The sequence below is a fragment of the Dysgonomonas gadei ATCC BAA-286 genome (genome assembly GCF_000213555.1).
GTDB lineage: Bacteria > Bacteroidota > Bacteroidia > Bacteroidales > Dysgonomonadaceae > Dysgonomonas > Dysgonomonas gadei.
The window spans coordinates 521,402-546,584 of the sequence record NZ_GL891979.1 but is presented as its reverse complement, the minus strand read 5'-3'; the positions used below and the strand labels follow the sequence as shown (position 1 = coordinate 546,584).

Annotated in this window: 18 protein-coding genes; 8 read left to right on the top strand and 10 right to left on the bottom strand. The window is 39.0% G+C overall.

Annotation, left to right across the window (positions count from 1 at the left end; all coding sequences use genetic code 11):
* Positions 1-187 precede the first annotated feature (187 nt).
* Positions 188-3,517: a glycoside hydrolase family 2 protein gene (locus HMPREF9455_RS02025; protein WP_006797905.1), complete on the top strand. Its 3,330-nt coding sequence runs from the start codon at positions 188-190 to the stop codon at positions 3,515-3,517.
* Positions 3,518-3,646: 129 nt separating this feature from the next.
* Here the strand turns inward: HMPREF9455_RS02025 and HMPREF9455_RS02020 are convergent, their stop codons facing one another.
* Positions 3,647-4,219: a Crp/Fnr family transcriptional regulator gene (locus tag HMPREF9455_RS02020; protein WP_006797904.1), complete on the bottom strand. Its 573-nt coding sequence runs from the start codon at positions 4,217-4,219 to the stop codon at positions 3,647-3,649.
* A 126-nt stretch (positions 4,220-4,345) separates the two neighbouring features.
* Here HMPREF9455_RS02020 and HMPREF9455_RS02015 point away from each other — a divergent pair, with 126 nt between their 5' ends.
* The 7 genes from HMPREF9455_RS02015 to HMPREF9455_RS01985 all read left to right on the top strand — a co-directional run bounded on the left by HMPREF9455_RS02015 (position 4,346) and on the right by HMPREF9455_RS01985 (position 12,733).
* Complete coding sequence (locus HMPREF9455_RS02015; RefSeq protein WP_044215403.1) at positions 4,346-4,735, top strand: VOC family protein; 390 nt, start codon at positions 4,346-4,348, stop codon at positions 4,733-4,735.
* A gap of 149 nt (positions 4,736-4,884) precedes the next feature.
* Complete coding sequence (locus HMPREF9455_RS02010; protein ID WP_006797902.1) at positions 4,885-6,558, top strand: DUF6377 domain-containing protein; 1,674 nt, start codon at positions 4,885-4,887, stop codon at positions 6,556-6,558.
* A 242-nt stretch (positions 6,559-6,800) separates the two neighbouring features.
* Positions 6,801-7,874, top strand: a complete 1,074-nt coding sequence (locus tag HMPREF9455_RS02005; RefSeq protein ID WP_006797901.1) for a Gfo/Idh/MocA family protein — start codon at positions 6,801-6,803, stop codon at positions 7,872-7,874.
* Between the two features lie 34 nt (positions 7,875-7,908).
* A complete protein-coding gene (locus tag HMPREF9455_RS02000; RefSeq protein ID WP_006797900.1) occupies positions 7,909-9,378 on the top strand; it encodes a Gfo/Idh/MocA family protein in 1,470 nt (489 codons plus the stop codon).
* Positions 9,379-9,406: 28 nt separating this feature from the next.
* Positions 9,407-10,294: a 3-keto-disaccharide hydrolase gene (locus HMPREF9455_RS01995; protein ID WP_006797899.1), complete on the top strand. Its 888-nt coding sequence runs from the start codon at positions 9,407-9,409 to the stop codon at positions 10,292-10,294.
* 94 nt (positions 10,295-10,388) lie between these two features.
* A complete protein-coding gene (locus HMPREF9455_RS01990; protein WP_006797898.1) occupies positions 10,389-11,303 on the top strand; it encodes a sugar phosphate isomerase/epimerase family protein in 915 nt (304 codons plus the stop codon).
* 44 nt (positions 11,304-11,347) lie between these two features.
* Positions 11,348-12,733: a DUF1080 domain-containing protein gene (locus HMPREF9455_RS01985; protein ID WP_006797897.1), complete on the top strand. Its 1,386-nt coding sequence runs from the start codon at positions 11,348-11,350 to the stop codon at positions 12,731-12,733.
* A 55-nt stretch (positions 12,734-12,788) separates the two neighbouring features.
* On the opposite strand, the gene HMPREF9455_RS01980 is transcribed toward HMPREF9455_RS01985, so the two are convergent.
* The 9 genes from HMPREF9455_RS01980 to HMPREF9455_RS01940 all read right to left on the bottom strand — a co-directional run bounded on the left by HMPREF9455_RS01980 (position 12,789) and on the right by HMPREF9455_RS01940 (position 25,064).
* Positions 12,789-13,733 carry a DMT family transporter gene (locus HMPREF9455_RS01980; protein ID WP_006797896.1) on the bottom strand — a complete coding sequence of 315 codons (945 nt, stop codon included), beginning with the start codon at positions 13,731-13,733 and terminating at the stop codon, positions 12,789-12,791.
* 250 nt (positions 13,734-13,983) lie between these two features.
* Entirely contained in the window at positions 13,984-14,973 is a 990-nt protein-coding gene (locus tag HMPREF9455_RS01975) for a DUF362 domain-containing protein (protein WP_006797895.1), read from the bottom strand.
* A 20-nt stretch (positions 14,974-14,993) separates the two neighbouring features.
* Positions 14,994-16,868, bottom strand: a complete 1,875-nt coding sequence (locus tag HMPREF9455_RS01970; RefSeq protein WP_006797894.1) for a TonB-dependent receptor — start codon at positions 16,866-16,868, stop codon at positions 14,994-14,996.
* 6 nt (positions 16,869-16,874) lie between these two features.
* Positions 16,875-17,516 carry a hypothetical protein gene (locus HMPREF9455_RS01965; protein ID WP_006797893.1) on the bottom strand — a complete coding sequence of 214 codons (642 nt, stop codon included), beginning with the start codon at positions 17,514-17,516 and terminating at the stop codon, positions 16,875-16,877.
* Between the two features lie 308 nt (positions 17,517-17,824).
* A complete protein-coding gene (locus tag HMPREF9455_RS01960; protein ID WP_006797892.1) occupies positions 17,825-18,577 on the bottom strand; it encodes a LytR/AlgR family response regulator transcription factor in 753 nt (250 codons plus the stop codon).
* A gap of 5 nt (positions 18,578-18,582) precedes the next feature.
* Positions 18,583-19,596, bottom strand: a complete 1,014-nt coding sequence (locus HMPREF9455_RS01955; protein WP_006797891.1) for a sensor histidine kinase — start codon at positions 19,594-19,596, stop codon at positions 18,583-18,585.
* 78 nt (positions 19,597-19,674) lie between these two features.
* Entirely contained in the window at positions 19,675-20,928 is a 1,254-nt protein-coding gene (locus HMPREF9455_RS01950) for a DUF418 domain-containing protein (protein WP_006797890.1), read from the bottom strand.
* Between the two features lie 579 nt (positions 20,929-21,507).
* Positions 21,508-22,683, bottom strand: a complete 1,176-nt coding sequence (locus HMPREF9455_RS01945) for a PepSY-associated TM helix domain-containing protein (RefSeq protein ID WP_006797889.1) — start codon at positions 22,681-22,683, stop codon at positions 21,508-21,510.
* A complete protein-coding gene (locus HMPREF9455_RS01940) occupies positions 22,683-25,064 on the bottom strand; it encodes a TonB-dependent receptor (protein WP_006797888.1) in 2,382 nt (793 codons plus the stop codon). The genes HMPREF9455_RS01945 and HMPREF9455_RS01940 overlap by 1 nt, the downstream gene beginning before the upstream one ends.
* Positions 25,065-25,183 lie beyond the last annotated feature (119 nt).

Below are 25,183 nucleotides of genomic sequence, written 5' to 3'. Positions count from 1 at the left end.
GCCTCTTTTATTTCATCATTTTTATATATAATATATAAGACCTCACATTTTAATCTTTTTTTTACCTAAAAGTTAATCAGACCGTTAATCTGTTTCGTCTTTATTTGCATAGTCCTACCGGAAAAGTCCAGCCTTTTTCCGGTTGTGGAAATTATCTGTCTTAAATTATTATATAAATACCAGTTTCATGAAAAAAAATTATTTAAAGTTTATAGCAGCTATCCTTCTGTGTATGATATGTACAAATAAAGTACAGGCACAGTCCCCGATAGATTATAAATTTCCATTTAATCCGGTAAAAGGGTTAGTAAATGATGAAGAGAGGCCTTATCGCCAGGAATTATGTTTAAATGGAAAATGGGACTTTATGCCCGTTTATGATGCAAAAGCCTCAGATTTCCGGGTGCCGTCCACATTCAAAAAAGAGAGTGTTCCTATAAAAATACCATCACCTTGGAATGTAAATAATTTTACTGACGGGCGAGGTGGTGATTTTATAGCCTATCCCAGCTATCCTAAAGAGTGGGAAAAAGCCAAAATAGGCTGGATGAAGAAAAATATATCTATACCGTCCGACTGGAATAGAAAACAGATAATACTTCATTTTGAAGGAGTAATGGGAAAAAGCGAAGTATATGTGAATGGGCAAAAGGTGGCGGATAACTTCGAGCTGTTCCTGCCCTTCGAAGCAGATATCACCCCCTATATCAAAGCCGGACAGGAAAATGAAATAATGGTCGGTGTTGCTAAAGGCAGTCTGTTCGATGAACCGGGTAAATACGGACGCCGGACATATGTAGGAGGTTCAATGTGGGGTATAGAAATGGCCGGGATCTGGCAAGATGTATACTTATTTGCATATAATCCTGTATATATACAAGATATTTTTATTCAGCCCGATGTGCAGAACAAGAATTTAAAAATAGAACTCGAAATAAATAATACCTCTGCCCAAAAGAAAACAATAAGCCTGAATACAGAGATAAAAAAATGGTATAATCTGGCCGGCCGTTCAATAAATGAAAGCCCTGAAGAAAAGAGCGAGCTTGCCACAAAAGCATCTCTCGTTTTTCCTGAAGAGAAGAAAGTGACATTAGGCGCAAATACCGTAACTAAAATTACCATACAAAGAGCCGTTTCTAATGAATTGGATTATTGGACACCTGATACACCAAATCTGTATGGAGCTGTAATAAGCCTGAAAGAAAATAATAAAACAATCGACATAAAGCAAGACAGATTCGGATGGCGGCAGTTTACCATATCCGGCGACCGTCTTCTGCTCAATGGAAAGCCTGTCTCATTAAGAGGCGACTCATGGCACTTTATGGGTGTGCCTCAAATGACCCGCCGTTATGCATGGGCATGGTTCAGCATGCTAAAAGATGCCAATGCAAATGCGGTACGATTTCATGCTCAGCCTTTTCCACGCTTTTATCTGGATGTTGCCGACGAAATGGGAATATGCGTACTTGATGAAACCGGCATTTGGTCAAGCGATGGCGGTCCTAAAATTGATAGTGATAACTATTGGGAAAGTTGTGCCGAGCATATCCGCCGTCTGATAAAGCGGGATAAAAACCATGCATCAGTATTTGGTTGGAGTGTTTGCAATGAAACGGTACCTGTAGCTATGCACGTTTTTAAAGCTCCAGAGGCGCTTATTCAGAAGCAACTGGATGAAATAAACAGATGGGTTGAAATTACAAAGGAAGCAGACCCTACCCGCCCCTGGATTTCCGGTGATGGAGAAACCGACCGCCCGACAAATCTACCTACAGTCATAGGACATTATGGAGGCATGGATGGCATGAGAAAATGGTCATCGGAAGGTAAACCCTGGGGCATAGGAGAACAAAGTATGGCATATTATGGAACACCCAAACAAGCCTCTGAATATAATGGAAACAGAGCATATGAAAGTATGCAGGGGCGGATGGAAGCCGTTGCTATTGAGAGTTATGGGTTAATAAAAACGCAGCGGGAGTTGAATGCGTCGTACAGCTCTATATTCAATATGGCCTGGTACGCTTTGCAACCACTCGAACTAGGGCTAAAAAATACGAAGCGTCCACCTGTATCCGAAGATGGAATTTTCTTTGGATTCGAAGAAGGAGCATATGGCATGCAGCCTGAAAGATTGGGGCCATATACAACAACACTGAATCCGGGTTACGACGCCTCACTACCACTATACCGTACATGGCCTCTATTCGAAGCTGTACGGAATGCAAACGCTACGCCTATACTTCCATATAATGACAAAATAAAAGATACAGCAGAGGTTGAGAATACAGTAAATCCAGCAGATGCAATCATCGTATATGCCTCTCCAAATTCTAAACTAAAAGAAGATTTAGAAAATATGGGTTTGAAAATCCTTACAGAGGGTAAAGTGACCAATAAGAGCCTTGTTATAGTCGACGGCAATAATTTAACGGATAACCTGTTACCTAAAATACAGAAAGCAATAGAAGCCGGAGCAAAAATATTTGTAATGGGTATTAACAGGCAATCAATAGACTTTATTAATAAATTTGCACCATATCCTGTGTCCTTAGAAGACAGGCAGGCTACATCTTTCCTGAAAGAAGGGACTCCTTTGCTCCTGCAAGGATTAAATCATTCCGATTTTTATTTCTCTGAACTGATCCCACGAGGAAAAACAGCTATGCATTATGGCTTGTCGGGTGATTTTGCTATGAAAGCAAATATTATCCTGAGAGCTTGTAATACAGATTGGCAGCGTTGGAATTATCAGGCGGAAACATCTAAGACAGGAAATGTTTTTCGTAGCGAACGTGAAGCTAAAGGTTCTGATATCGTAATTGCTTCTATAGAATCAGGAAACTCTGAAATTATCATATCCTCATTAGACCTGAGCGAAATTTCAATGGAAACCACCTCTCTATTGACAAAAATATTGTCTAATCTGGGGGCTACTATATCAAATGACAATATAAAAAATATGCAAGCCCTCAGCAGTGATGCCGGATTGTACCGTGCACTGTTGTTAGGCCCTTTAAGCAAAAATACCCAAAGCACCGAGAAGCTATTATCTACCGATTTTATACATGGCGAATCGTCTGTTGTTCCACAGTTAAATACTGTATCCGATAATGAGAGTTGGAAAGTTGCCACCAGTGATAATGATGGAATCTTCACTTTAGCCAAACCCGAAAGGGACAGAGTACCTGTGGCATATATGAGCTTCTGGATATATAGTCCGCGTTCTTTAAGCAACCTGCTGGCTGAACCGGATATGCCTAGTCTGGATATGCATGTAGGAGGAGAGGGAGGTATTACGGTTTACCTGAATAATAACCAGATAGCTTCTATGGAAATTACGGGAAAAGAAGAGAGTAAAATTCCTAACATTATGCTTGACAAAGGTTGGAACCATATGATAATAAAACTGGTGAATCCAAAGAATAATTTCCAGATAAAGTCAAATATACGCTTCGATTCTGCTGATAAAAACTTTATGAAACAAGTATTATCTTCTGTTGTAAGATAATCTCAGATATAACAAGGATAACTTTAATTTCAGTTTTAGATGAACAATCCTGCCTGTTAAGGGCAGGATTGTTTTATATTATGAATGCAACAATACATCCTATATTGTATCTTAACAGACATCAGGAACTTATAAGATTCCGGAACGTACCCGGCTCAATGTCTCCGGAGTCATCAGTAGATAAGTAGCGATATGCGCAACAGAAGCCCTGCGGGCAGCTTCCGGATATTCGAGACAAAAACGCTCATACCGCTCCCGTGCACTCTCAAATCTCCATGAATCAGCCTTACGCTGCGATACTATCAGATCTTGTTCTACGATCCGTCTGTACAATCTGTTGATATCAGTATAACGATCACACAATTGCTGAAACTGACTATAATTCAAGTGATAGATAACAGAAGGCTCTATTGTTTCCATCAATAAAGTAGTCGGCTCTTTCAAAAACAAACTTTCTATACAGAATACCACATCCCCCTCGCAAGAGAAATGTTCGGATATATCCCGTCCGTCTTTATAATAGAACTGCCTGACCATACCTGTCTCAACAATATACATATCTGTACAGACCTCATGGAGGTTTAATACAACTGTTTCTTTCGGATATGTTTTCCGAATAAGTATTGAGTCCAACTCCCTCACAGCCTCATGCGATAAAACCATGTCATAGCCCTTAGCGAGCTTCTCTGCCACACCTATCATATTCACTTCAATTAAGCACCTTAAAGATAACCATTCCCCGTACATTTTACGAAATTGACGCTCGTCATTTCATAAAATCAATTCAGCATGTATCTTTGGGCAACAATAATCATCAGTAAATATATTATGAGAATAGAACATTTAGCTATATGGGTCGAAGATATTGAACGAATGCGCAAATTTTATCTTAAATACTTTGACACAACATCCAATGAAAAATATTTTAATCCGAAAAAAAATTTCACCTCATATTTTATAAAATTTAATGATGGAGGATGCCGGATAGAATTGATGAACCGTCCCGATATTTCAAGTAATCCCGGAAACAGAGGATTGATTATGGGAAATACACATTTTGCCGTTACAGTAGGTAGCAAAGAAGCTGTGAATGAACTGACGGAACTCCTCCGTAAAGATGGATATATAATAGAAGGCGAGCCCAGAACATCAGGCGACGGTTACTATGAGAGTGTAATATCAGACCCTGAAGGCAATATTGTTGAGATAATAGCTTAGCATATAGAGGGGATTCTTTATAATCGAAGATATGCTTAAGTTGTGAATTTTATACAAAATTTGACCTGTATCATTTCGCATCTGAATATAATCAGATACATTTGTATTTCATCAAACAGATGTGCCCCAAGACAAGGTTATAAAGAACCATGAGAAACAAAAGAAGTATACGTCAAAAGTATTATATTATACCTCTTATTCTTTTCATTTTTTCTATTTCATTATATGGAAAAGATGATCTGAAATCCATGTCTGATTATCTGGATCACATAATTGATAATAAAGAACAATTTACAGAACAGAAAGAAAAAGGAATCAGTAACCTGAAAAGGCTGTTGGAAAAGAAACCTTCTTCATCGGAATATGAATATGAAATAAACCTAAGGCTGTACAACGAATACAAGAAATTTAAACTGGATTCGGCAATACATTATGCTGAAAGAAATGTACAGATCGCAGAATCTCTGAATAATCAAAATCTGAAATACAATTCAAATATTAATCTTGCCAAGGTTTATTCCTATGCCGGAAGATTACTCGAATCGGAGAAAATACTGACAAGCCTGGATTCGAGCAAACTTCCAAAAGATCTGTTGGCCGAATATTATGAAACATATTCCCGGTTTTACGAACACTACGGAGCTACAAGCAACCAGAGTAAATACTATCATCAGGTGGAAATGTACAGAGACTCATTGCTAGGTGTCTTGGATCAATCTTCTTTTTTATATAAGATTAATATTGCCCACAGATATATCACTTTGCGAAATACGGAAAAAGCATCCGAGCTACTGAACGATCTGCTCAACACAGAAGATATCGACACGCCTGAATATGCTTTAATTACTCATTATCTAGGATCAATAAACGGTATGAAGGGCAATACCGAACTGGAAAAAAAATATTATACTATGTCAGCCATAGCTGATATAAAAAACTCCATTAAGGAAAATGCCTCTTTTCAACGCCTGGCGGTTATATATTATAACAGTGACGATATATCAAAAGCATTCAAGTATACACAATCTGCCATCGAAGATGCTGTTTTCTCGGGAGTTCAGTTCCGCACCGCAGAAATGTCAAAGTTCTATTCGATTATCAATGCTTCGTATCAGGCAAAAGAGACAAAGACAAACAGTAAATTAAAAACTTATCTAATATTGATCAGCCTGTTGTCTCTATTTCTCATTTTACTGGTGATATATATCTATAAGCAGATGAAAAAATTATCCCGGATTAAAGAAGAATTGTCCGCAACCAATAAAAAGCTGATTACTCTGAATGAAGAGATTAACGGTACCAATAATCTGCTGAACGAAAGGAATGAACAGCTATGGGAATCGAACCAGATCAAGGAACAATATATTGCTCAATTTCTGGATCTTTGCTCGACTTACATCGACAAAATGGAGGATTATCGTAAGACCCTTTATAAGTTGGGTATAAACAGGCACTATGAAGAGCTGATTAAAAAATTGAAATCGACCACAGTAGTTGATAAAGAACTGGATGACTTATATGCACATTTTGACAATACCTTTTTAAGTCTGTACCCCACATTTGTATCCGATTTTAATTCCCTTCTGGCAAAAGAAGAGCAGGTTACACTCAAAACGGAAGACCTGCTAAATAAGGAATTACGGATTTATGCCCTCTTGCGGCTAGGCATAACAGACAGTACTAAGATCGCAAGTTTTCTACGCTGCTCTATGAGTACAATTTACAACTACCGGACAAAGATGAGAAACAAAGCCGCTTCCAATCGTGATGAGTTTGAAGAAATGGTTATGAAAATAGGAACAATAAGCAAAAGAACAGAATAAATTTATTCTAACCGATCTACATTTTTCAACTTCAGAAAAAGACTTACAATCTATATATCAACAACATATACACAAACTACTTCTACAAAATACTACTTAGAAAAATCGACCTACATCATTTCCAGTTAGTTTTGTAATAAAGAGGAAAACCCGAAGTATTTTTTACCATGAAAGGCAATTGAAGCTTTTTATCTGACGCTTTTCCTCTATAAATTAACAAATGATCTTTTATCGTTAATAGCATGAATACTAGAATTAAAGTCGGACTCATAGGGTTTGGCAGAATGGGAAGGTTTTATCTTCAGGAAATGCAGAAGAGTGGGCGGTGGAACGTGGCTTATATATGTGATGTAAGTCCAAGCTCACGAGAGTTGGCCAGAAAACTTTCTCCGGAATCTGAAATTATAGAAAACGAACAGAAAATATTTGATGACCCGACAGTACAGGTTGTTGGCCTGTTTGCTCTGGCAAACTCAAGAAAGGAGCAGATAGAGAGAGCTATTCAAAGCGGAAAACACGTCATCTCCGAAAAACCGATAGCAGATACTATTACAAGGGAATGGAACGCAGTGAGTGTTGCGGAAAGCACAGATTTGTTCTCTACCGTAAATCTATATCTGCGCAACTCGTGGTATCATAAATTAATCAAAGACTTTATACAAAAAGGTGAAATCGGCGAACTGGCCATCATACGTATATGCCACCTTACACCGGGACTCGCTCCGGGAGAAGGGCATGAATACGAAGGCCCTTCATTTCACGATTGCGGAATGCATTATGTCGATATCGCACGCTGGTACACCGACTGCAATTTCAGAACATGGAATGCGCAGGCTGTACGGATGTGGAATTATAAAGACCCGTGGTGGCTACAATGTCACGGCACATTTGAGAATGGTGTTGTTTTCGATATTACACAAGGACACGTATATGGACAATTATCGGCCAAGCAAACACACAACTCATATATAGATATGATTGGGACTGAAGGTATTGCCCGTATGACGCACGACTTTAAAACAGCTGTGGTCGAACTACACGGAGTAACCCAGACTATACGGGAAGAAAGGCCATTCGGAGGCAAAAACATTGACGTATTATGTAACCTGTTTGCCGATTCTATAGAATCGGGCGTCAGACACCCCAACTTGCCAACATTGCGAGACTCGGCCATATCTTCAGAATATGCATGGGAATTTCTGGAAGATGCCAAGAGTAAGGACCTGCCGGCTATAGGAGAAATACAGACTCTGGAAAAAATACTGCAAAGAAGAAAAACAATGAAAAACGGGTATGGCCTGTTACAACAAATATAATATTTCAGTTACTAATAAATACAATTTTTAAATTATGTCAGACTTTTCAAGAAGAAAGTTCCTGAAAACAGGAGCTACAGCATTAGCCGGACTAGCAGTAGTGCCCAATACCGTTCTGGGAAAATCATTCGGACATGTTGCCCCTAGTGATAAGCTTAACATCATAGGTGTGGGTGTAGGCGGTCGTGGGGCACACGTCTTAAGGAGTATGAATTCTCAGAATATCATAGGACTATGTGATGTGGACTGGAAATATAGCGCAAATGTATTTAAAGAATACCCCAACGCAAAGAAATATTACGATTATCGTAAAATGTTTGAGGAACTGGGAAAAGAGGCCGACGGGGTAATGATTGCAACGGCAGACCATACACATGCTATTGTAGCGGCCGAAGCTATGACAATGGGAAAACACGTGTATGTAGAAAAACCATTGACCCATACTGTCTATGAATCACGCCTGCTGACAAAACTGGCAGAAAAGTATAAGGTTGCGACACAAATGGGTAATCAGGGCTCATCCGGTGAAGGCGTGCGCAAGATGTGCGAATGGATATGGAACGGTGAGATAGGCGAAATAACAAAAGTGGAAGCCTTTACCGACCGTCCTATCTGGCCACAAGGACTTAACCGTCCTGAAAAAGGAGAAAAAGCTCCGAATACCCTCAACTGGGATCTATTCCTCGGACCTGCAAAATATCGTGAGTATAACTCCATTTATACACCGTGGAACTGGCGCGGCTGGTGGGATTTCGGAACTGGCGCGTTGGGAGATATGGCCTGCCATATCCTACATCCTGTTTTTAAGGGCTTAAAGTTAAGTTACCCGACCAAGGCACAGGCAAGTTCAACCCTTCTTCTGACCGACAGCGCTCCTACCGCCCAAACTGTAGAACTAACATTCCCGGCCAGGGAAAATATGCCTAAAGTAGCAATGCCTGAGGTTAAAGTAATCTGGTACGACGGAGGATTGAGACCAAGGCTGCCTGAAGGATTCCCTGCCAATAAAGATTTGAATGATGAAGGAGGAGGCGTGATATTTCACGGAACAAAAGACACTCTCATCTGCGGTTGCTATGGTGTACGCCCATGGTTGCTTTCAGGCAGAACCCCGAGCGCACCTAAAGTATTAAGAGAAGTGACAACTTCCCACGAAATGGATTGGGTACGTGCATGTAAAGAAGATGCTTCGAACCGTATTGAGACTGCATCACCTTTCAGCGAAGCCGGACCGTTTAACGAAATGGTGGTTATGGGCGTGCTTGCTGTGAGATTACAATCCCTTAATCAGGAATTGCATTGGGACGGACCAAATATGAAATTTACCAATATCGATCCGAACGCAACCATCCGCACGGTTATCAAAGACGGTTTCCAGATTAAAGACGGGCATCCGACATTCGATAAGACATGGACTGACCCGGTAAATGCGCAGGCTTATGCGCAGGAGTTGATCAAACATACTTACCGTGAAGGGTGGAAACTCCCTGAAATGCCAAGATAAACCATATAATAATATAAAAAATAGAGTGATGAATAAATCTTTATATACAATCAGCTGCATCCTGTTATCAGGCTTTATGGCAGCATGCGGCGGTAGTTCAAAAAATACAGAAAGTAGCAATACTAATATGGACGAAAATAAAACAGCAGAAAGCAAGTTGCCTGAATATAGAGCACTTGATAAGCCGCAAGTTAACTTATCCGAATTCAAAACAGACAAAGATGGCTACATTATCCTGTTTGACGGAACAAACATGAAAGGCTGGCGTGGATACGGCAAAGATAATGTTCCGGGAAAATGGACAGTAGATAATGGAGCTATTAAATTCAATGGTTCGGGTGGTGGAGAAGCGCAAGACGGAGACGGAGGCGACCTGATCTTTGCACATAAGTTCAAAAATTTCGAACTCGAACTGGAATATAAAGTGGCCAAGGGAAGTAATTCCGGTATATTTATTTTGGCACAAGAAATAGAATCCAAAGATCCCAAAACAGGAGAGATGAGAATGGAGCCTATTTATATTTCTTCTCCCGAAGCACAGGTTTTAGATAACGAAAATCACCCTGATGCAAAATTGGGTAAAGATAACAACCGCAAATCGATGTCATTATATGATATGATTCCGGCTAAACCACAAAACGCGAAGCCTTTCGGAGAGTGGAACCAGGCTAAGATAATTGTCTCTAAAGGAACTGTGGTACATGGGCAGAATGGTGAGAACGTGGTTGAATATCATCTTTGGACTCCACAATGGACAGATATGTTGCAAGCAAGCAAATTCAGTGAGGAAAAATGGCCGCTGGCTTTCGAATTATTAAATAATGTGGGAGGGCCAGACCGGGAAGGATATATCGGACTCCAAGATCATGGAGATGATGTATGGTTCCGTAATATACGTATAAAGGTTTTAGATTAATAGTTTTTTAGAGTTTGGTTATCAACTCCATAGGGGAGTTTAAGGATTCTCCTATGGAGTATGTTTTAGTATTTACAATCCAGAAATAAATATCATGAAAAATAACTTCTACTTACTGTTGGTATTAGCTTCATTAATAATATTACCACAAACGATTCTGGCACAGAACAAAGAAAATGCAAAAAAGGATATAGCCATACAATTATATTCAGTCAGGGATAGAATTGGCAGTTATGTAAATCAAACAGGCAAGTATGATACCGATTATACAGCAATACTGAAAGAACTGGCACAAATGGGATATACCGCAGTGGAAGCAGCCGGATATAATGATGGTAAATTCTATAACCGCACACCACAGGAATTCAGAAAAGACGTAGAAACAGCGGGACTGAAAGTCCTGTCTTCGCATTGCACTAAACCGCTGACACCCGAAGAACTGGTTTCCGGCAATTTTACAGAATCTTTAAAATGGTGGGATACAGCAATTAAAGCACATAAAGATGCCGGAATGATTTATATTGTCACCCCCTGGTTGGAGGTACCGAAGACAGTTAAAGACTTAAAGACATATTGTGATTATTACAATGAAATAGGTAAAAGATGTAAAGCTAACGGACTGAAATACGGATATCATAACCATGCTCATGAATTTCAGAAAGTAGAAGACAAAGTAGTGATGATGGACTTTATGATTGAAAATACAAATCCTGAATTTGTATTTATCGAAATGGACGTATATTGGGTCGTAATAGGCAAAAATAGTCCGGTCGATTATTTTAACAAATATCCAGGCAGATTCTCTGTGCTGCATATAAAAGACCATCGTGAGATCGGACAAAGCGGGATGGTCGGATTTGACGCCATCTTTAAGAATGCCGAAACAGCCGGTGTAAAGCATATCATCGTCGAAGTAGAGAAATATAGTACGACTATTGAGGAAAGTATAAAAACCAGTCTGGATTATCTTTTAAATGCCCAATTTGTGAAAGCCAGCTATAGTAAATAATTAGGTTTTCTATCTGTATAAAAATTGAAACAAGCCTTTGACATATGAGTCGGACAATAATATTACTACTCGTTTTAAGTTCCATTTGGTTAAGCTCCTGCACCGATTCGAAAAGCAGGATATTATTTAATGGTAATGAAAATAAAGATTGGCAGACTGCCGGTAATGTCTCTATAAATGACAGCACGCTAATACTCTCAGGGCCAAACTCCCGTGCCACCCTGAAAAACGGTGAATATAAAGATTTCGATTTAAAGTTGGTATTACGAACCACTCAAAATGGCAAAGGCTTTATCTGTTTTCATACTGATGATTCCGGTAAAGGCTACCGGATAGCGATTAACAACGACGCTACAGATCCGATATGGTGGAGAATGACAGGCAGCCTCTTATCTGTACGCAACCTCACCAAAAGTCTGGTAAAGGACAACCAGTGGTTTACTATGAATATCCGGGTAGAGGGTCAATCCATAGCAGTGAAAGTGAACGGAGAGCCTGTTGTAGAATATATAGAACCCGCACATCCCTTACGTATATCACCAAATGAAAAATGCATTCTCTCGAATGGTACAATTTCGGTAGCAAGCAAAGGGGACGGAGCTTTAGAGTTTAAAAATATCTCGATCGAAGCACTCGACAGAAAAGACATAAATATTCCGGCACAACTTGCCATTGCTAAAGACGAACAAAACGATGATATACTTCATCTCCATCAGGAAGACTTTCCGGTTCTCGATTATCATGTACATTTAAAAGGAGGATTTACGAAGGAAGCAGCCGCAAAACAATCACGGAAAACAGGTATTAACTATGCCATTGCTCCTAACTGTGGAATTGGATTTCCGGTTACAAACGACATAGAAGTATTTAACTTTCTGGACACAATGCGTACCCAACCCTTCATACTTGCCATGCAAGGCGAAGGCCGGGAATGGGCAACAACTTTCTCTGAAGAAGCCCGGCAGGGGTTTGACTTTGTATTTACGGATGCTTTGACCTTTAATGACCTGAGAGGGCAACGGGTACACTTATGGGTAAATGAAGAAGTTGTGATCAATGATGAACAACAATACATGGACATGATTGTTGACCGGATATGTTCGGTTTTGCAAGAACCGGCTGATGTATACGTTAACCCGTTCTTCCTTCCTGAACAAATGAATGACCGTTACGATGCATTCTGGACTGAAGACAGAATAGATAAAGTCATCGATGCGCTCGTTAAAAGCGGTATGGCTTTAGAAATAAATGAACTATACAGCATTCCCAACAAAGCAATCATAATGAAAGCAAAAAGAGCCGGAATTAAATTTACTTTTGGCTCAAATAATATTAGCCCGGAAATGGGAAGACTGGAATATTCCATACGCATGAAAAGAGAATGTAACTTGATGCAACTAGATATGTACAAGCCAAAAGTTAAACTTTGAATATTAGCAATCAATATTTCCCCACCTACAGTTATAAGAGCCTACCGAGAATATTTTATTTCCATCTGAAATACTTTTTCAGAACCCGCCCTACATTATTTACGGCTGTATGAAGTTTAAGAGGTGTAATGGATTTCCCGGCTATAATAATGATAACAGCCGATAAAATCAAAACAATACCTGTAGCTAACCTTATCGTAAGGACCTCTCCAAAAATCGCTATACCGATAATCACGGCCGTAAGCGGTTCCAATGCGCCCATTATAGCAGTCGGCGTAGAACCAATAGCATGTACAGCCTTAACCATCGTAATCAAAGATATAACAGTGGGAACCAATGCCAGCATAGCAGTCCATATCCACATAGTAGGCGTTGTAAGTAGTTGCAAATGGTTGTTTGTCTCGAAGAATGAATGTACTACAATTACCAGCATACAAAAAACCAAAACATAAAATGTAAGTTTTACAGCTGACATCATTAAAGTTGATTTGTTCACAACTATTATATAGACTGCATATGTCAGGGATGACAACATTACCAGTAATACTCCTATTGAGCTTAATGTACTCCCACCCTCTCCCTTATAAAGCAGTGCTATTCCTCCGAGAGCCAATAAAATAGACAATATGGTTACCATCGATAGTTTTTCTTTAAAGAATAGAGCCATTATAACAGCCACCATCACAGGATAAACAAAAAGAATCGTAGACGCTACCCCGGCATCCATATAGTGAAAACTGGTGAATAAGGACAAAGCTGAAGTGGCAAATAATATGCCTAAAACGCCCAATATACCTAATTCCTTTTTAGTTACAACAAATGATTTCTTTTGTACAAGCATTATTCCGGCAAGTATTATAGCAGCCAGAGAAAACCTGTAAAATAATACAGAATTTACATTTAGTCCTTCCTTATACAGGTACAAGGCGCCAAGAGGATTTGTCCCATAGCTTACAGCAGCGATAACGCCGTATATAGTACCTTTCAGTTTTGTGCTCATTTTTTCAACTTTTCTACGGGATGCAAAAGTAGATAAATAGTCTGTTAATTCCTTTTATAGTAAAAGAGAAATATTGGTGCTTATGGAAAGCTTGTCTGGTAAAACATTAAATAATGATGCCGGAAAACCAATATACGGCCTATGATATATTACAATAAAATAAATCCTACAGGCTTTACATACCCATAGGATTTACTGAACACACTCTTCTCTATAGTTTAGCTACAATTTATTACGAAAAAGTAATTTATCAATCAAGATTTACCAGCTCATATTTCTGGCTGCCCATACCGATTTTCTCTGCATGTACCAAAGCATGCGCTCCATTCTTCGACTCCATGCGTTCTACCAGATGGATTTTACCATGGTCGGTAGAGGCATACACCTGATCTACACAGGCTCTATCCAATGCAACAGGATCTAGTGAAGCCAAAATGCCAACATCTCCCATTTCGGGGTTAGCGGGATTTGAATCACAGTCACAATCGACTGATAAATTATTCATTACGCTTATATAAATGATCTTTCCTGCGGCATGGTCAGCAACAGCTTTAGCTGCTTCCGACATTGTTTCCAGAAATTCTTCCTGCGTAGGACTTCCCCAATCGGTAGTACTAGCTCCCCCTGAGTGAATCAGGCGTTTACCGTTAGCAGAAGCAATACCGATGGACATATTCTTGATAGCTCCCCCAAAGCCGGCCATTGCATGGCCTTTGAAATGCGAGAGTATAACAGTAAAGTCATAATTCAGAAAGTTCTTACCTACAATGTCCCGGGTAATATGTGAGCCTCCTGTTACAGGCAAGTCCACTTCTCCGTCAGCATCCATTATATCTACTTTTGCAATATCCATAAAACCGTGATCGCGCGCAGCTTTCAGGTGAAGTTCTGTACTGGATCGGTTTCCGCCATAGGCAGTATTACATTCGATGATAGTACCATTCACAGACTGTACCAAATCCTTAATCAAGGTTGGCTTAAGGAAGTTCTTTCCTCCGGGTTCTCCCGTGCTGACTTTTATGGCTACATTATTCCCCTTTGCTTCGCGCCCCAAAGCCTTATAAACACGCATAAGGCTTTCAGGTGTAATTTCTTTCGTAAAATAAACTTTAGGTAAGCTGTTTTCTTCTGTTGCTTCTTCGGATTGGCTTTTCTTTTCTTTGTTGTTTGAGGAACATCCGTATACAGAAACGATACAGAATGCGAATAGAACAAACAAAGTAAAATATGTCTTTTTCATTGCTTCTGTTTTTTATTGTGTTAAAAATTTAAATTTACTCCACCCATAAATGTAGCACGTGGCATAGGAAAACCAAGCATTGTCTCGTACTTTCTTGCTAATAAGTTATCTCCCTTAGCAAAAACTTCCAGCCATTTCATTGCGCGATAGGATGCACGGGCATCTACTAATGTATAATTGCTCATTTGAGCATTGCTTCCGGTAGAAAGATACAGTTTATCTATAAGTTGTGCACCTGCACTGAATGAAAATTTACCCGGATCGTATGACATACCTGCGTATAACTTATGTCTCGGGGCACCTGTTATAGGCGTATTCATATGGAGATAACTGTAATTGGTATGCATTCTGAGGTTTTTCAGCAGTTGATAATTGAGGCTGAATTCTATCCCTTTGTTGGCAAACTCACCCACATTCCGATTTTGTGGTCGGCCATCTACTTGAATAGTCTCCACGATGTTATCCCCTTCAGTGTAGAAAAAAGTCAACTCTGTTGACATATGATTGTCAAACAAGCCTTGTGTAATGGAAAGATCGTAACTCCAGCTGCGTTCAGGCAATAAATCTTCATTGGCAGAAGCATACATGTACAATTCGCGCAAATTAGGTGTGCGAAAGCCTTTAGACGCAGAGAATTTCAGGTGTGTATTTTCAGCTGCCTTTACTGAAAAACCGGCTTGTGGTATCCATTCAGTACCATATAACTTATGGTTTTCCAGACGGATTCCAACATTCAGCATAAATATATCCACTTCTTGTTGAGCAAAAAGATAGCCGGCTACTTCATGAAGTTTTATATGATCGGCATATACCTCAGTCTGAGGATCGCGGTAAGCGTTTCCTCCATATATCTTTGCATCGAATCCTCCTGTTATTGTATTTCCTTTGAACAGGCTTGCCGACTGGTAAATATTCGCGCCACCCATATAGTCTGTCGAATTGAAAAGATAAGGACGAGGTGTTCCTCCTGCAAAATACCCATCGTTTATTTCATGGTCGCCCCAGTTATAATACAGATTTACAGTTCCACTTGTTTTACCATAATTATTTTCAACAGACAGGCCCGACATGCCACGCAATACATCGGCTATTCCGTCCAGCATAGGCATGCTTTCTGTTCCGGGATTTTGGGATTTAGACTTCGCTATATTTACATTACCTGTAACTTTCCACTCCTCTGTAAGTTCATATCCCAGTTTGGTAAATCCACTGAAAGATTCGAAATCGGAATTAATACGATGCCCGTCGGTACGTTCGTAATTACCGCTTACCACACCAGTAAACCGTCCACTACGATAACTATCTGTAATGGAATAGCGTTGTGTACCGTAAGAGCCTCCCATCAATCTTGCAGAAAGCCTGTTGCCATCTTCTGTTGCTTTACGGGTTATGATGTTAATAGCTCCTCCCATAGCATTAGATCCATAGAGAATAGATGCCGCACCGCGTGAAACTTCCACACGTTGTGCATCTGATGCAATATAAGCATCAGCCACAGGATGTCCGTAAATAGTAGCATATTGGGGATGCCCGTCTATCAGGATAAGCACGCGCCCGGCTCCTCCGCCGAAACCACGCAGACTGATACCACCTGCCGCACCGGTAGACACTCCGTACCCTGCTATCCCGCGTGATGTTACGAACAGGCTGGGAACATATTTCATCAAAACCGGAAGGAGGTTAGTCTCTTCACTCTGTTCTATTGTTTTACGGTCTACGATACTTATGGGTACTGGAATTATGTTGCGTTGAACAGGTACACGCGAACCTGTTACCACTACTTCATTCAGGGCGTATTTCCTTGTTGATGCAGTATCCGTTACTTGTTGGTTTTGAGCCTGAGCCATAGTTGACAACAGTATGCCGCAAATAATTAGGGTTCGTATTCTTTTCATTATTCTCTATTGATTTCCTTTTTGTTTTTCTAATAATGGCAGTAGTTCTTCTTCAAAAATTTTGCGGCTGACAATGCGGTAATGCGGCGAGTATGCCTTATTGAATATATCGCTATGATGCCCCACATAATTGCCTTTCTCCAGTTTTACATCTATCTCTTCATTGTCTTTTTCATAATCGAGAAGTGAAAGTCCCATCGATTTTATGATTTTTTCAATCTCGCCCCACTCCTGTTTCCAGTCCTCGATAGGAATGGATGTTATCCCATTCACACTTCTCACAAAAGCACTAAGAAATACGTCGTACGGAATGAGCTTATCCTTGATAACGGATAGGTTTACCCGATAAAAATTATGCTGCCAGCCTGTCGGTTCCGCTATTTCTCCCGCAATTGTTGTATAAGAATCCAGTTCATGTTGAAGGTATCTTCCGGCAGCAGTTGTATCATCTATGATATGACCCGGCCCATATCTGTCCTGAAAGAAATGTTTGTAAAGATCTTTCAGTGTCGATTGGGGATATATTTCCATTTGATGACGCACTGATTCCCGTACAGCATTTTCAAAATTATTATTTTGTGCAAAAAATGGCATGGCAAAAAAAGTAAGAATAGATAGTAAGAAAGAGCCTTTGATTTTCTTCTTCATATTTATATGGAATTCTCAATTCTATTTGTTTAGATTTAAATCAATGAATATTAATACAAATATCTATTTTTTTTCTCAAATAATTCTCTACGTTTGACGAATGCGAAAAAAATATTTATAAAAGCGAATAATAGTAAATCTGGAAGAATAAAGTTATCAGAAAGCAGCCTGAGTCAATCTAGTACTCAGGCTGAATTGATATTACATAATGAAAACGAAAAGTGAGCAGACATCAATACTACTCTGTCTATTTCCACTGCATATTTTTGGCATCAGTTTGCTCTACTCTATGTAATATCAATTAAAATCTATTCATTTACTAGCCAGACTTTAAATTCCGAGGCTTTATTCTTACTGATATAAATACGTTCGGGGACTTCTATATCCAGAGTGATCAGCAGGCGATTATCAAACCAGACTGTAATATTCTGTACACTGTTGCGCGCAATAATAAATTGCTTATTAGCCCTCGTAAAATCTGTCGGGTTCAACGATGAATATATCTGTTCCAACGTTTTGGTATATAGATACGAATTACCATTTTTAAGGTATATCCGAGTCGTTTTATCCGTTGTATAAAAACAGGCCACATCATGTAAATCGATGGGGAGCAGTTTGTCATTTACCGGTATCAACAGTTTATCCTTATACCGTGGTTGGGGTGCAAGCTGCATCAATTTCGACAGATATGCGGTAATATCATTACGTGTCCATTTACTCAGTTTCTGTAACGAACGTTTTAGTTCTTCCGGTTTAATTGGTTTAAGCAAATAATCGACGCTGTTTACCTTGAATGCTTCGATAGCATATTCATCATAGGCAGTAGTAAAAACAATCGGAGTTTCTACTTCCATAGCATCAAAGATGGAAAAAGCCGAACCGTCCGATAAGTGAATATCCATGAGTATGAGGTCGGGCGTAGGATTGGAATTTAACCATTTTACAGTTTGACTGATACTCTCCGTATTCCCTACAATTTCTATTGCAGGATCTATCTCATTGAGTATGTCAACAAGATTTTCGTAAGCTGCCGTTTCGTCTTCAACAATCAGTACTTTCATAATGACTATATGATTAATGGTAAATAGACATAATACAGGTCATCCTTATCTACTATCCTGATTTGCTTATTCATGAGTAATAAGAAACGGTTTTCGAGATTTTTAAGTCCTGTTCCGTTTGTTTCAGGAGGTGATAGTTTCGGATATATAGGATTGGTGACAACCAGTTCATCTTGTTCATTCAGGCGGATTGTAACCACCATTTTATGCTCGCTGTCAATCCTGTTGTGAACCACTACATTTTCAATCAAAGGAAGAATTGACAAAACGGGTAATTTACAAGATAATTTTTCCTTATCTACACAGACTTTGAATTCCAGTTTATTGGCAAAACGCACCTCCATCATATAAAAGAATGCATCTACAAACTCTAATTCTTCTTCAAGTGTAACCAGACCTTTTTTATCACTTTGCAATATATACCTGAATACATCCGACATTTTGTTTACGTAGGTCAATGTATTTTCATCATTCTTTTTTCTTATCAGAGCAGTCAGTCCGTTCAACGAATTGAAGAAAAAATGTGGATTTATCTGGTTCATCAATGCATCGTAACGGCTCTGCAAGTTTTCCATTTTAAGTCGTTCTATCTCTTGCTCCTTTTTCCTCTGAACAGAATAGAGCAAATAGGTATGCCCGGTAAAAGTGACTAGAAAGCATACCACAAAAAACTGAAACACTAATATGCTCCCAAAATGAGTTCCTTTGGGATAAACCAGCAAAGTAGTCCCGATAAAAGTAATATAAGCGACCAAACTGACAATAAAATTATTCCAAAATCGTCTCCTAAACGACTGTGTATTAAACACCTGTACATTAGCCTTGAGCAACGCAAAAATTAATATACAGAAAAAGACATAGCGGACAGCAAAGTAAAGCAGATGATAAGTCCTATCAATTCCCTTTATAAAATCCAATTCCCACGGTAGACAAGCTATATTGGGATAGACAATAAAAACTGCACTGATCAATGTAATCAGTAGCAGTTTAAAAGTTGTATATTTATTTAAAATATTCATTTTATTAAATGATATCCGGATTATAAAAATACTGATGTTATTTGAGTAACTGTTTAAATTCTACCGAAATAATTTTATTTATTTCCTTCTGAATGGTTGCAGTTTCAGATAAGTAGCCGAACGCCAGAGCCATTCAAGAGGTCCATACAAGAAGTGTTTCAGCCAATATTTGCTAAATATGACTTGCATTGCATATATAGCCAATCCTAAAGCAAATAACTCTGTAATTCCCCAGCTGCCAAAAATAGAACCCAATGCCCACATAGAGAATATAAGACAACCGATAACACTTTGCATCTCATAATTAGTGAGTCCCATACGACCATATGGAGTCATCACACTCAGGCATTTTCCAATACCTTTAATCTGGTAAAGTATTATAAATCCCATGACCAAAGCCCCGGAGAATAATACTGTACTAATATTTTCTAAAGCCATTACAGCTAATAAAGCAGGTGATATATCAGCACCCGACCTCATAAGCATCCTTATATCTTGTGGTGGAAATAATCCAACAATCCAGTTTACAACAATAACGGCAAGAACAAATCCTGCAAAAAGGATGAAGTTCCTTTTCTTCTGTATCTCAACCTGTTCAAAGAAGCGCATACGACCAATAATCAATCCTAGGATAAATAATGCCAGTGTAATATATCCACGGCCAAATAAGCCAAATTGATAATTTAATTTTCCCTCCAGCCCTCTTGTCAGGTTATTCTTTGCTGAATTAAGAAAAGAAGGTTTCTCCGTATTTGAAGCTTGCGGACGTACAGCAGGGCGGTTTTCCGAAGTTTGGGCACTGCCCGAATTTGTTGTTTGCTCTACTTTTACCATTTGATTATAACTCGTTGTTAAAATACGGGGAAGGCCTATCAGCAAAAGGGTAATGATAGCAATTAATACCCAATTCTTACACTTATAAAGAAAAACCATTAATACTCCGAATACAGCGTAAATGGATAAAATATCTCCAGTATAAAAACAGTTTCCGATGATTCCGATAATAAAAAGTATAACCATGCGCCACAAGAAACGTTTCCGGAAATCAATCCCTTTTTTAGAAGCTCTGTCCATCTGAATGAAAAAGCTTAGACCGAACAGGAATGCGAAGATATTTATAAACCTTCCCATTATCGCATTTTGCAGTAGCCACCGGAGCGACTCATCTAATTTAGGAAACAAAGGTTCACCTAGGTCCATACCGGAAAATGAAAAAATACCATAATGTTGCCACATATGGGTGAGTATGACTCCCAATAGGGCAAAGCCCCTTAAAGCATCTATGACTGTAATTCTCTGCAAGGATGTGGAAAAAGATTTGTTCTGCTCCATAACTAATGTTTCACGATCTATGTTGTTTTTTCAGTATAAAAGTAAGATGTTAAAACATTGGTAGTTTTCCGTTTTGTATCAAGACGAAAAATTTAGTCGTAAAGGCGAATTCCTTTTCTTTCTCAATATGGTAGTAGCTTTGTTATGCATTATTATATCTGGCCGGCAGAATCAAATCTTCATATCTTACATCTTTCTAATATTAACAATATACTTATCACCAGTGACATTTAATTAACCTTTATTTATGATATATAGTTAAAAGGTAACAAAAGTTACACATTTTCAATTTTCAAATTATTAAACCTTGAATCTTTAAATCCTCATCTCATTTTTCAAAGAGCTATCTGCTGACAGCTAAAAGCTAATGGCTAATAGCTTACTTTATAGATAAAACGTTAGCAAAAACAAATAACCATTTTCAATATAAGTTTAATCATTGTAAAAAATAAAAGAATAGAATATTTTAATTAAATTATTTATTTGCACAACTAATATAGAATTTATCTAAAATCACAGAAACAAAGGCTGCCTTACTTTTGAGACAGCCTTTGTTTATTTAATGCTGGTTATTCCGTTTTATTTTTCCGCTTTCGGCTTCTTTTTCTTTAGCCATATTATAAAACCGGTTACAGGTAAACTGGCTATGATAAAACTTGCCAGAAACATAATTATTTTGCCCGGTAGACCGCCGATTGCCCCGACATGGATATCATAAGTCATACGGTAAAACTTATCCGCATTGGAAGACTCCTCATAACTTATGCCATATATACCGCCACCTTCGAGTTCCTGCAATGAGTTACGGTCAAAAAAGCGGAAATGTCGTTTGTAATACGTCTCATTATTATCAGCCGAATTGAAACAAATGCGGTAAGCACCCGTTTCCCCGATAGGAAAATCAAATATAAATATACCTTGCTCCCCTATTTTGTATTCCTGCTTAACACGTTCCCATAATACTTCGTCCGGATTTGAAAATGAGGATACTAAAGTAGTATCGGACAAAGCCGGAGTCCACTCTTTGAGTTCTTCTCCTCCGGAGATTACATTATAATATGCATTTGAATACCATTTGAAACTCCATGTCAGCCCTGTTAGAGCGAAAATAAGAGCGAACAGAACCGTATAAAACCCCAATACTTTATGTAATTCGTAGAATAACATAAATGATCTGCTTTTCCGCTTTATAGCCAATCCCGCCTTTACAGCCTTTTTCTTCCATTTGCGGGGAATCCACAGCACAATTCCGGTTATTGTCACTATTGCAAATACAACAACTGCCCAGCCCACTATCTGATGCCCTATTGCATAAGGTAGCCAAAGATTGCGGTGACCGGAAAGAATAAAACCGAAAAAGTCGCCACTATAAGTTTGTTCTCCAATATATTCACCCGAATAAGGGTTTAACAGCAGAAGGGTATATCCTTTTTCGCTATGGTTATATGCCACTGTAACGGGCTTGTCTCCTTTATTGTAACTTACTCCGTAGATTGTATTAAGACTATCTCCGGGGATTTTGAAAACATATGGCTCTGCCTTCTCTTTGAGCTGATGGGGTGACAAAAACGGCTTATCTTCCTTTACTACAGATTGCTGTGGCTGAAATATGCCACGAAGTTCTTCCTGAAAAGTATAAATGCAACCGGTGATAGCTATAATAAAAACAATAATCCCTGATATTAAACCAAGCCAAAGGTGCGCCCAATGGCATACCTTACGGAATGAAAATCTTTTCTTTTGTTTTGTGTTCATTAAAAGTGAAATGAAATATTTCCGATTACCTGTCTTAATTTTTGAGGTTCAACAGTGCTCCAGCCCTTCCAATATTTTTTATCGGTCAGGTTATCCACCTTCAAACCAAAACGGAATGCACCTGTCGCATAAAAAGCGGTGGCATTCAATATCGTATATGCAGGGATAACGAATCTGCCTGTTTCTGCAGTATTAGTTATTGCATTCTCACTGGCATAATTACCACCGAATCCGAATCCAAGGCCTTTAGCTGCACCATTTTGTATTGTGTAACTTACCCATCCGTTTACTAAATTTCTGGGGCCTGCGCTTATCTCCCTGCGACCATCAACAGATGGACTTGTCTTTTTGTTTACGCTTTCGTTGTAACTGTATCCGGCGATAATACTAAGACCAGCTATGGGATTAACTGTAAGATCAAATTCCACACCACGGCTATAAACATCTCCGTTCTGAATCGTAAAACCGACTTGATCGGGGTCAGGACGAGTTACATTAGTCACATATATATCATAATAACTCGCTGTACCTACCAGTTTTCCATCAAACAATGATGTTTTAATACCTCCCTCTATTTGGTTTGCCTGTTTTGGTTTGAACGTACGGACTGAACCGTCCGGCTGAACCGAAGAACCCACATTTTCAAAACCATTCATATAGTTGGCAAAAATAGAAAGTTTTTCCGGTAATATCTGATAAACGGCCCCAAACTTAGGAGAGAAAGCTGTCTGATTGTAATCGCCTGATGTTTCCCCGCTACTAACATCATAATAACCTTTGTCGTCAAAATAATCGAGCCGTAAACTCGCCATCAATAGAAGCCGGTCGGTAACATTCAATACATCAGAGAAATACACGCTATATGTATTTGCGTTCGAATTTGATTTGGATGGGGTGCTCCCTGATAGCTTGGCATTTACAGCAGCCTCACTCAGATTTGTATAGTTTGGATCGGCTCCGGTACTACTTATTTTATCAAACAATATATAGTTGCTACTACCCTTCGATTTACTGTTGAAATAATCGAATCCAACCACCAGGCGGTTTCTCATATTTCCTATTTTGAAGTCTCCTATAAAATTTTGCTGGATATCGACTGTTGTTCCGGTTGTATTCTGCGAACCGACATACCTGCTCAATGTATCGTCTCTAAGAGGTTGGAGAAACATCACATACGAGTATAAACCTTTCGACTGACGGTTGCTGTATGAAACAGATGTTTGCGACGTCCATTTATCAGATAATTTATATTCCATCATACCAAACAACTTAGTGGTAGGTGTTTTTATTGTTATGTCATTACTTGTAAATGAACGTTTATAATCCATCCCCAATTCATCAGGTGTCTTATATTCCAATTCCCGGCTTCTGTTAAGGAATACCATCAATGGATTTGTACTTTCCGAAGTATAAAATTCAGTATTGACGGTGAATGACAATCTATCACTTGCTTTATACAGCAAAGACGGAGCAAGAAATACAGACTTTTTAAAACCGGCATCCTGAAAACTATTTTCTGTCTGATAGGCCGCATTTGTCCTTAACAACAATTTCTTGTCCTTGTCTATCGGTGTATTTATATCGGCTGCTATCCGGCTTAGCCCGTAGCTGCCCATAGTATATGATATATCACCGGCAAAATTCTCAAATGGCTTTTTGGTTACAATATTTATTAATCCGCCAAAAGAAACCAAGCTACTGCCAAACAGTGTACCCGAAGGCCCTTTCAAGACTTCTATACGTTCTATATTGGCAGGGTCCAACCCTCCGTTTGTTTGTCCGCCCAGACCATTTACCATTGTGGGCTGAACAGCAAATCCCCTTAACGAGAAATAGGCAGCGCCATCGCCACCGCGTCCGGTAGAGGACCAGAGCTTATCAATTCCCGAGCTATTTTTAAGAGCATCATCAAAATTGACAATTATCTGCTCTTTTATCAGGTCCTTACCAATTACAGAATATACCTGCGGATTTTCCAGATTTTTGAGCGGGAGTCTGGCTATGTATTCAGATTCCTTGTTCGAGAATCTGTTCACCGCAGCTTCAACAACTACTTCGGTTAATTCATGCGCCTTTTCGGTCAATACAATATTGAACGTATTTTCTCCCCGTTTTAGGTTTACGGCCGATTTATACGGCTTATGATCCAATGAAGATACAACAAGCATATATTGGCCTATTGGCCCGCTGAAACGGAATTTTCCATTCTCATCACTTAAAGCCCCATAATGAGTACCTTCAATCGAAACGGATACATTCTCCAAGGGTATCTTATCAGGAGATACAACTGTGCCCGATACAGTAGAACGGATATTCTGGGCATGTATAGATATACTGGTTATAAATAGCATAACCATGAAACAAAATCGCAAAGTTTTCATCGCTTAATTTAAAATGTCAATTTGTGAAATAAAATTGACACAAACCTACGATAATGACACATTCCATACAATCACCATATATAATTATATATATACCATTTAATACCAAATTATAGTGA